The sequence below is a fragment of the Acidovorax sp. genome, from assembly GCF_016783915.1.
Lineage (GTDB): Bacteria > Pseudomonadota > Gammaproteobacteria > Burkholderiales > Burkholderiaceae_C > Acidovorax.
Window position 1 is genome coordinate 1 of sequence record NZ_JADHVT010000179.1, and the last position, 8,813, is coordinate 8,813.

Here is an 8,813-nt window from a genome sequence, read left to right on the forward strand (position 1 = left end):
CTCGGGCTGGGCAGACGGGTTTCTGGAAATCTGCGTGCGCCAGATGCCCGGCGGCCTGTGCTCCACCCATCTGCTGGGCCTGCAGCCGGGGGACGTTGTCACCGCCTTCATCCGTTCCAACCCCGGTTTTGCGCTGCCGCGCACGCGGCGGCCGGTGGTGCTGATCGGGGCGGGCACCGGCGTGGCACCGCTGGCGGGGTTCATCCGCCGCAACGACCGCCACGCGCCTATGCACCTGTACTTTGGTGGGCGTGACCCGGCGCGCGATTTCTTCTTCGGCCCCGAGATTCAGCGCTGGCTGGTCGAAGGGCGCCTGGCGACGTTGCAGACGGTGTTCTCCCGCGTGCCCGATGGCGGCGGCTATGTGCAGGACGCCCTGCGCCGCCATGCCGAGCAGTTGCGTGCTTTGGTGGCGCAGGGCGCCATCGTACGGGTCTGTGGCGGTCGCGCCATGGCTCAGGGCGTGGCCGAGGCGCTGGACGCCGTGCTCGCGCCGCTGCAGATGAGCGTGTCGCAGCTCAAAGCCAAAGAGCGCTATGCCGAAGATGTCTTCTGAAGCGGCGGCACCGTACCAGCGCACCACCCTGCACGGCCCGACCATGGGAACGCGCTGGTCCGTCAGTCTCGACGCAGAAACCGCCCTGGACTTGACAGCCTTGGGTCAGGACCTCGCCATTGCGGTGGGGCAGGTGGACGAGCAGATGTCGCCCTGGAAACCGAACAGCGACCTCATGCGCCTGAACCACGCGCCCGTGGACACCTGGGTGGACCTGCCCACGGAAATCATGGATGTACTGGACTGCGCGCTCGACATCTGCCGCCTGAGTGCGGGCGCGTTTGATCCGGGCGTTGGGGCACTGGTCGATGCCTGGGGCTTTGGCGCGGTGCGCGACGCACCTGACGCCGTGGCCATCCGCAGCGCGCGACAGCCCGCGTCGCGCCCCACGCACGAATGCCTGGAGCTGGATCGCCCCGCCGGCCGCGCCCGTAAGCGCGCTCCGTTGCAGCTCGACCTGTGCGGTATCGCCAAGGGCTATGCGGTCGACCGCATGACCAAGGTGCTGCAGCAGCACGGCGTGCAAAACGCTTTGGTGGCGCTCGATGGCGAGCTGCGCGCTGTGGGCGGTCAGGCCAGCGGCGCCTCCTGGGCGGTGGCGCTGGAGCAGCCCGAGACAGGGCGCCGCGCGGTGCACGGGGTCATCGAACTGCAAGACCTGGCAGTGGCCACTTCGGGCGACTACCGGCGCTATCTGGCCGTGGGTAATGCGCGCCTGGCGCACAGCATGGACGCGCGCCGCGCCGCGCCCGTGAACAACGCCGTGGCATCGGTTACCGTGCTGGCCAGCAGCTGCATGCACGCCGATGCCTGGGCCACCGCCTTGCTGGTGTCAGGCCCCGGCGAAGGTCTCAGTATGGCGCAGCGCATGGGCTTGGAGGTGCTGTTCCTGCTGCGCCGATCCGAGGGGCTGGTGGAGATGGGGTTGGGGCGGTTTGGCAGCCCCGCCACGCTGTAACGAGAAAGACGACAAACCCATGCCCACCCAGCAACCCTCCGGACTCGACCCAGCCTTGGCCGCGCAGCGCCTGCGCGAAGAAGGCCCCAACGAACTGGGGGTGAGCCAGCGCCGCACGCTGCGCGACATCGCCTGGGAGGTGGTGCGTGAGCCCATGTTCCTGCTGTTGCTGGGGGCGGGCACGATCTACCTGGTGATGGGCGACACCCGCGAGGCACTGATCCTGCTGGGCTTTGTTCTGATCATCATGACCCTCACAGCGTTGCAGGAGCGGCGCACCGACAACGCCCTGGATGCTCTGCGGGATCTGTCCAGCCCGCGGGCGCTCGTCGTGCGTGGTGGACAGACGCTGCGCATTCCTGGGCGCGACGTGGTGCGGGAAGACTTGCTGATCCTGTCGGAGGGTGACCGCATCGCTGCGGATGGGTTGCTGCTGCAGGCACACGAACTGGCCACCGACGAGTCGATGCTCAGCGGCGAGTCCGAGCCTGTGGCCAAACAGGCATTGGGCGACCGTGCCTTCGCCGGCACGCTCGTGGTGCAAGGTCAAGGTCTGATGCGCGTGGAAAGCATTGGGCGGTCGACCGAACTGGGGCGAATCGGCCAATCGCTGCAAGACATTGCGTTGCAGGCCTCACCGCTGCGCGACGAGATGGCGCGCCTGACACGGCGCCTGGTCATCATCGGTGTTTCACTGTGCGGGGTTCTGGTGCTGCTGTACTGGACGCTGCGTGGCGGCTGGCTCGACGCGTTGCTGGCGGGTATCACGCTGGCCATGGGCATCCTCCCGCAGGAGTTCCCAGTCATCATGATCGTCTTCCTGGCGCTGGCCGCCCGCCGCCTGGCGGCACACCAGGTGCTGACACGTCGGCTCAACGCCATCGAAACGCTTGGCCAGACCTCCGTGCTGTGCGTCGACAAGACCGGCACGCTGACCCAGAACCGCATGACCGTGGCCGCGCTGTCAACGAGCGGGCGACAACTCGACACGCATGCCCTGGAACCGCAAGCTTTGCCAGAGGCGTTTCACGAACTGCTGGAATACGCTGTGCTGGCCAGCGAGATCGACCCGCACGACCCGATGGAGAAGGCCTTTCACCGCCTGGCGAGCGAGCACCTTGCCAATACCGAACACCTGCATCCGCAGTGGAATCTGGCGCGCGAGTACGAGCTGTCGCCAGAATTGCTGGCCATGAGCCACCTGTGGAGCAGTGATGCCGTGCCGCACGATGTGGTGGCCGCCAAGGGCGCCCCCGAATCGGTGGCCGACCTGTGTCACCTGAACGATGCGCAGCGCGGCGAGGTGAGCGCCGAAGCTGCCCGCATGGCCGACCATGGCCTTCGGGTATTGGGGGTGGCGAAGGCACGCTATCCCAGCGGTCAGGGCTGGCCAGCCATCCAGCACGACTTCGAGTTCGAGTGGATCGGCCTGATCGGCCTGGCCGACCCGCTGCGCGACGACGTCCCGCAGGCAATTGCGCAGTGCCGACAGGCCGGTATTCGCGTGATCATGATCACTGGCGATCACCCCCGCACCGCGCGCGCCATCGCAGAACAGGCGGGCATCCAGGGCAGCGAGGTCGTGACCGGCGACGACCTGGCCGACATGGACGCCGCCACACTGGCGCATCGCTTGGCGACAGTGAACGTGTTCGCGCGCGTGCGACCGCAACAAAAGCTGGCCCTGGTGCAGGCCCTGAAGAAGCGCGGCGAAGTGGTGGCGATGACGGGTGACGGCGTCAACGATGCGCCCGCACTGAAGGCGGCCCACATCGGCATTGCGATGGGCCAGCGCGGCACCGACGTAGCACGCGAGGCTGCGGCCCTGGTGCTGCTTCAGGACGACTTCTCGTCCATCGTGGATGCCATCCACCGTGGCCGCCGCACGTTCGCAAACCTGCGGCAAGCCATGGTCTACACGCTGGCTGTGCACGTACCGATCGTCGGCCTGGCGGTGCTGCCCGTAGTGCTGGGTCTGCCGCTGGTGCTGGCACCCTTGCACATCGCCTTTCTGGAGCTGGTGATCGACCCGGCTTGCTCGCTGGTCTTCGAAGCTGAAGAAGGCGACCCCGGTCTGATGCAGCAGCCACCGAGAGGCGCGCTAGAGCCACTGCTGTCGGCTGGCCACGTCGGTCAAAGCTTGGCCATGGGTGGATGGGTGACGCTGGTTGTCGTAGGTCTGTATGCGCTGTTGCTTGACCAGGATGTGGCGGCCGGCATGGCCAGCACGGCAGCCTTTGTGGTGCTGGTGACGGCAAATGCCGTGCTGATTCTGGCCAGCCGGTCGGTACAGACCACTTGGCGCAGCCTGTTCAAAGGCCTGAGTGCGGTGGGGCGTTGGGTGCTGGCGGGCACGCTGGCGGCGCTGACCGCCATCACCGTGGTGCCGTTTCTGGCGCACCCCTTCCGCTTCGTGCCTATTCCGCCTGGGTACTGGCTGGCGTCGCTGGTAATTGGCTTGTCCATGGTCTTGCTTTTTCAGCTCACCAAGCGCGTACTGTCCTTACATGGCTCACGGGCCAAGCCCGCGCCAGGCCATTGATCAGCAACCGGCACGGGCGCAAGCGACGAGTACAAACACCGAATCAGCAAGAGGTGCAAATATGAAAATACTGTTGGCAGTGGACGGGAGTGCATACACCAAGCACATGTTGACCTATCTCAGCACGCACGGTGAATGGCTGGGTTCGAAACACCGATACACGGTGATTCACTGTGCAGCGGCAGTACCGCATCCTGCGGCGGCATTTTTGGACAAGGATATGGTGCGTGGGTTTTACGATGAGGACGCAGAAGCTGTGCTGGCCCCTGTCCGCAGGTTTCTTGTTGAGCAGGGCATTGAGGCGAAATACGTGCACAGGATCGGATCGGCAGCGGCAAACATCGCCAAGCTGGCGCAGCAGGGAAAGTTCGACCTCTTGATGATGGGCACGAAAGGGCGAGGCGCAATGAGCGGCCTTTTGCTGGGTTCGGTCGCGACCAAGGTGCTTTCACTTTGCAATACGCCGGTGCTTTTGATACGTTGACAGCAGGACGGCAAATCCCAGACGGTGTCGACGAGCTGCTCGCGGATTTCACGTCATCCACAAGGCCAATGCTTCGACTGGCCGTGATCTCTTTCAAGCCTCTCGATCGCGCACCGAGTGAGTGGGCGCAAGCACCAGTTCCCAGCGATTCTGAATTACTGTCACTCGATGATAGATCGGTAAGTCGGTATCCAGCAGGCCCTTGCGCATTTGAGCTCCTTTGGGTAGGGAGCAGAGTCGGCTTAGCGGACCTGTGCTTCAGAAATATCAGGCACCTAGCCAACTCCACGCGACGTGCTGGAGCCGGCTCAACTTGAGCCCATCCGGACGTTCGCTACCAGTTCGCGGTCAATGATGGCCGAGTGCCCGGTTTTGAAGGTGAAGCAGTCTTACGCAGGGTCGACCGTCGAAAGACTGTTGACGGCCGCCGCTTTCGTCCAAGAGCTCAAACCTGAGTGACTCCGTTCAGCCTAAAGCAGCCCACTACCGCTGAATCAGCTAACAAGGCTCCCACCCTCTCACCATTCCGCAAAACTCCCATCCCGGTGCCGCCACACCGGGTTCCTCCACCGGTGCCCCTCCTGCGCCCGCTCGCGCACATAGTCCTCGTTCACCTCAATGCCTAGCCCCGGCCCGGTGGGGATGGCGACCATGCCGTCCTGGTATGCAAACACCCCGGGGTTGGACACATAGTCCATCAGGTCGTTGGCCTGGTTGTAGTGGATGCCCAGGCTTTGCTCCTGGATGAAGGCGTTGTAGCAAACCGCGTCCAGCTGCAGGTTGGCCGCCAGTGCAATGGGGCCCAGCGGGCAGTGCAGTGCCAGGGCTACGTCGTAGGCCTCGGCCATGCTGGCGATCTTGCGGGTTTCGGTGATGCCACCTGCGTGCGACGGATCGGGCTGGATGATGTCCGCATAGCCGCCTTGCAGCACGCGCTTGAAGTCCCAGCGCGAGTACAGGCGCTCGCCCAGGGCGATGGGGGTGGAGGAGATGCGGGCAATCTCCTTCAGCGCCTCTTCGTGTTCGCTCAGTACGGGCTCTTCGATGAACATGAGCTTGTAGGGCTCCAGCTCCTTGACCAGCACCTTGGCCATGGGCCGGTGCACGCGGCCGTGGAAGTCCACGCCAATACCCACATTGGGCCCCACGGCCTCGCGCACGGCGGCCACGTTCTGCAGGCAGCGCTCCACCTTGTCGTAGCTGTCCACGTACTGCACCTCTTCGGTGCCGTTCATCTTGACGGCTGTGAAGCCGCGCGCCACGGCGGCCTGGGCGGCGGCGGCTGTCTCGCTGGGGCGGTCGCCGCCGATCCAGCTGTACACCTTGATGTGGCTGCGCACATTGCCCCCCAGCAGCTCGGACACGGGCACGCCCAGCGCCTTGCCCTTGATGTCCCACAGCGCCTGGTCGATGCCGGCCAGCGCGCTCATGTGCACGCCGCCGCCTCGGTAGAAGCCGCCCCGGTACAGCACGGTCCAATGGTCTTCGATGTGGCGCGGGTCCTTGCCAACGAGGTAGTCGGCCAGCTCGTCGACCGCAGCGGCCACGGTGTGCGCGCGGCCTTCCAGCACGGGCTCCCCCCAGCCGGTGATGCCTTCGTCGGTTTCGATTTTGAGGAAGCACCAGCGCGGCGGGACGATGAACGTGGTGAGTCGGGTGATCTTCATGGGGGATGGGCAGTCGGTTCAGAAGTGCTGGGTTGTCTGGAACGAGTAGGGGGGCGGTTCAGGCCGTGGCGGGCGCGGTGCCAAAGGACGCCTGCCACGCCCGCGCAAACGCTGCCGCCTTGTGCGCGACTTCGGGGGCCTGGTCACCGGGCCGGTACAGGGCCGATCCCAGGCCAAAGCCGCTGGCGCCAGCGGCGGCATAGGGCGCAATGCTCTCGGGCACGATGCCGCCCACGGGCACCAGTGCCATGGGCGGCGTGATGACGGCGCGCCAGGCCTTGAGCACATGGGGCGGCAGCGCCTCGGCAGGGAACAGCTTGAGCATGTTGGCGCCCGCTGCCAGCGCGGCGTAGGCTTCGGTCAGCGTGGCCACGCCGGGCGCGCAGGCCATGCCAGCGGCGCGGGCTGCGCGGATCACGTCGGGGTCGCTGTGGGGCATGACGATGATCTGCCCGCCCGCTGCGGCCACATCGGCCACGGCATCGATGGAGAGCACGGTGCCTGCGCCCACGAGGCAGTCGGCAGGCAGTGCATCGCGTAGCGCGCGGATGCTGGCCAGCGGCTCGGGCGAGTTGAGCGGCACTTCGATGATGCGAAACCCCGCGTCGTACAGCGCATGGCCGATGGCCACCACCTCGTGCGGCTGCACGCCGCGCAGGATGGCGATGAGCCCGCAGCGCTGCAGGATGTGGAAGAGGGCTTTGTCGATGGGGTTCATGCGGCCAGACTCCCGGCGGTGAAGGGGTGTGAGGGGGAGGGCGCGGGCGCAACGACCAGCCCTGCTGCCAGCGCGATCTGCCACAGCCCGGTGGCCGTGGCTTGCGTGGCGATGGTGGGGGCGGCAAAGCCGTAGGTCTGCAGTGCGACGGCGTAGCGGCGGCACAGGTCGGGCTCGCCGCAGAGCACCAGCGTTTGTGGTGCTGTTGGGGTTTGATCCTGTGCGCGTGCCAGGCTGGCCACCTCGTGCCCGATCAGCAGGCCCGAGAGGTAGTCCGCCTGCGCTGTGGGGGCGAGCGCGTCGGTCAGGCCCAGCGTGCGCGTGCTGAAGATGTGCGAGAGCAGCCCCAGTGCGGCATCGCTGCCCCGCGCCACCTCCAGGCCGCGCGCAAAGGCGGCGTCGTCGGGCGCGGCTGCGGCCTGCATGGTCTTGCCCAGAATGGTGTGGCCGCGCAGCGCGGCAAACACATCGCCGGTCATGAAGGTGTGAAACTGCTCGATGCGCCCCCGGCGTGCCAGCACCCATTTGCTGTGGGTGCCGGGCAGGCCGATGAGCACGGGCGTATCCGTTGACAGCGCAAGGCCTGCCAGCACGCCCAGCACCTGGGTCTCTTCACCACGCATCACGTTGGGCAACGTGCCCTGCTGCAAAAGGCCCGGCACGATGTGCAGCGGCGGGCCATCGCGCCGTGCCACCAGCGTCAGGCCCCGCGCCAGTTCATCGAGCGAGGTGGGCGTGGGCAGGTACTTGGCCTCGCGCCAGCCCTGGGCGCTGCCCACCATGCCGCAGGCCAGCAGGGGCAGGCCGGGTGTGGCGGCCAGCCAGTCGCCGCAGGTGTCTTGCAGTGCGCGTTCAAACGCGGCGCCAGGCTCGCCGTCTGCCGCGCTCGCGGTGGCGGGGGGCAGGTTCATGATGCCCCAGGGGCGGTGCCGGGTCTCCAGCACCTCGCCATGCGCGCCCATGCGGAAGGCGCGCAATGCGCTGGTGCCCCAGTCCAGGGCAATCAGGCCCGCCTCGGCGGGCACCAGAAAACGTGCAGGCACCATGCGCGTCCTGCTTAGCGTGCCCAGCGCAGCACCAGCGGGTCCAGCCGCCGTGCGATGTCGATCAGGCCGCGCCGCACCTCGGGGTGCATGGCCGGGAAGGGGTGGCGGCCTGCCTCGCAGGCGATCACGCCGCCTTCCTTCATCAGTGCCTTGGCCGTGAGGATGCCGCCCTGGCGGTTTTCGTGGTTGATGAGGGGCAACCAGCGCTGGTAGAGCGCAAACGCCTGGTCCATGTCACCCTGGCGGTGGGCTTCGATGATGGGGCGAATGCCGTCGGGGAACGCACCGCCCGTCATCGCGCCCGTGGCGCCCGCATCCAGGTCGGCCAGCAGGGTGATGGCTTCTTCGCCGTCCCACGGGCCTTCGATGGCATGGCCGCCCAGGCGGATCAGCTCGCGCAGCTTGCTGGCGGCGCCGGGCACTTCGATCTTGAAGTAGGCCAGGTTTTCAATCTCTTGCGCCATGCGGGCCAGGAAGGGGGCCGAAAGCATGGTGCCGCTGGCGGGCGCGTCCTGCACCATGATCGGGATGCGGATCGCATCCGACACACGGGCATAGAACTCGTAAATCTGCGCCTCGGGCACGCGGAAGGTGGCACCGTGGTAGGGCGGCATGACCATCACCATGGCCGCGCCCATGTCCTGCGCGGCGCGGCTGCGCTCGGCGCACACGCGGGTGCCGTAGTGGGTGGTGGTGACGATGACTGGCACGCGGCCAGCCACATGCTCCAGCGATGTGCGGGTGAGGACTTCGCGCTCGGCGTCGGACAGCGAGAACTGCTCGGAGAAATTGGCCAGGATGCAGACGCCATCCGCGCCTGCATCGATCATGAAGTCGAGGCA

7 protein-coding genes and 1 pseudogene are annotated in these 8,813 nt (G+C 66.6%); 4 read left to right on the forward strand and 4 right to left on the reverse strand.

The window, feature by feature from the left end:
* From ISS20_RS21665 to ISS20_RS21680, 4 genes and pseudogenes are all read left to right on the forward strand, one after another.
* Positions 1 to 556: pseudogene (locus tag ISS20_RS21665) on the forward strand (oxidoreductase); the annotation flags it as partial.
* Positions 537 to 1,514: an FAD:protein FMN transferase gene (locus tag ISS20_RS21670; protein WP_291439455.1), complete on the forward strand. Its 978-nt coding sequence runs from the start codon at positions 537 to 539 to the stop codon at positions 1,512 to 1,514. The pseudogene ISS20_RS21665 and the gene ISS20_RS21670, both read left to right, overlap by 20 nt.
* 19 nt (positions 1,515 to 1,533) lie before the next feature.
* Positions 1,534 to 4,056: a cation-translocating P-type ATPase gene (locus tag ISS20_RS21675; RefSeq protein ID WP_291439457.1), complete on the forward strand. Its 2,523-nt coding sequence runs from the start codon at positions 1,534 to 1,536 to the stop codon at positions 4,054 to 4,056.
* Positions 4,057 to 4,117: 61 nt separating this feature from the next.
* A complete protein-coding gene (locus ISS20_RS21680) occupies positions 4,118 to 4,540 on the forward strand; it encodes a universal stress protein (RefSeq protein ID WP_291439459.1) in 423 nt (140 codons plus the stop codon).
* A gap of 518 nt (positions 4,541 to 5,058) precedes the next feature.
* On the opposite strand, the gene dgoD is transcribed toward ISS20_RS21680, so the two are convergent.
* The 4 genes from dgoD to ISS20_RS21700 form a co-directional block, all read right to left on the reverse strand.
* On the reverse strand, positions 5,059 to 6,207 hold the full coding sequence (dgoD, locus tag ISS20_RS21685; RefSeq protein WP_099729999.1) for a galactonate dehydratase: 1,149 nt from the start codon (positions 6,205 to 6,207) through the stop codon (positions 5,059 to 5,061).
* Between the two features lie 58 nt (positions 6,208 to 6,265).
* Positions 6,266 to 6,925: a 2-dehydro-3-deoxy-6-phosphogalactonate aldolase gene (locus ISS20_RS21690; RefSeq protein WP_116749616.1), complete on the reverse strand. Its 660-nt coding sequence runs from the start codon at positions 6,923 to 6,925 to the stop codon at positions 6,266 to 6,268.
* Positions 6,922 to 7,971 carry a 2-dehydro-3-deoxygalactonokinase gene (locus ISS20_RS21695; protein WP_291439465.1) on the reverse strand — a complete coding sequence of 350 codons (1,050 nt, stop codon included), beginning with the start codon at positions 7,969 to 7,971 and terminating at the stop codon, positions 6,922 to 6,924. Before ISS20_RS21695 ends, ISS20_RS21690 begins: the two co-directional genes overlap by 4 nt.
* An 11-nt stretch (positions 7,972 to 7,982) precedes the next feature.
* Positions 7,983 to 8,813 (reverse strand): dihydrodipicolinate synthase family protein (locus tag ISS20_RS21700; RefSeq protein WP_291439467.1); only part of this gene is annotated, 831 nt, incomplete at its 5' end.

Coding starts and splice junctions, on each gene's coding strand:
- dgoD (WP_099729999.1), bottom strand. CDS start 6,207: ATGAAGATCACCCGACTCACCACGTTCATCGTCCCGCCGCGCTGGTGC.
- ISS20_RS21680 (WP_291439459.1), top strand. CDS start 4,118: ATGAAAATACTGTTGGCAGTGGACGGGAGTGCATACACCAAGCACATG.
- ISS20_RS21675 (WP_291439457.1), top strand. CDS start 1,534: ATGCCCACCCAGCAACCCTCCGGACTCGACCCAGCCTTGGCCGCGCAG.
- ISS20_RS21670 (WP_291439455.1), top strand. CDS start 537: ATGCCGAAGATGTCTTCTGAAGCGGCGGCACCGTACCAGCGCACCACC.
- ISS20_RS21695 (WP_291439465.1), bottom strand. CDS start 7,971: ATGGTGCCTGCACGTTTTCTGGTGCCCGCCGAGGCGGGCCTGATTGCC.
- ISS20_RS21690 (WP_116749616.1), bottom strand. CDS start 6,925: ATGAACCCCATCGACAAAGCCCTCTTCCACATCCTGCAGCGCTGCGGG.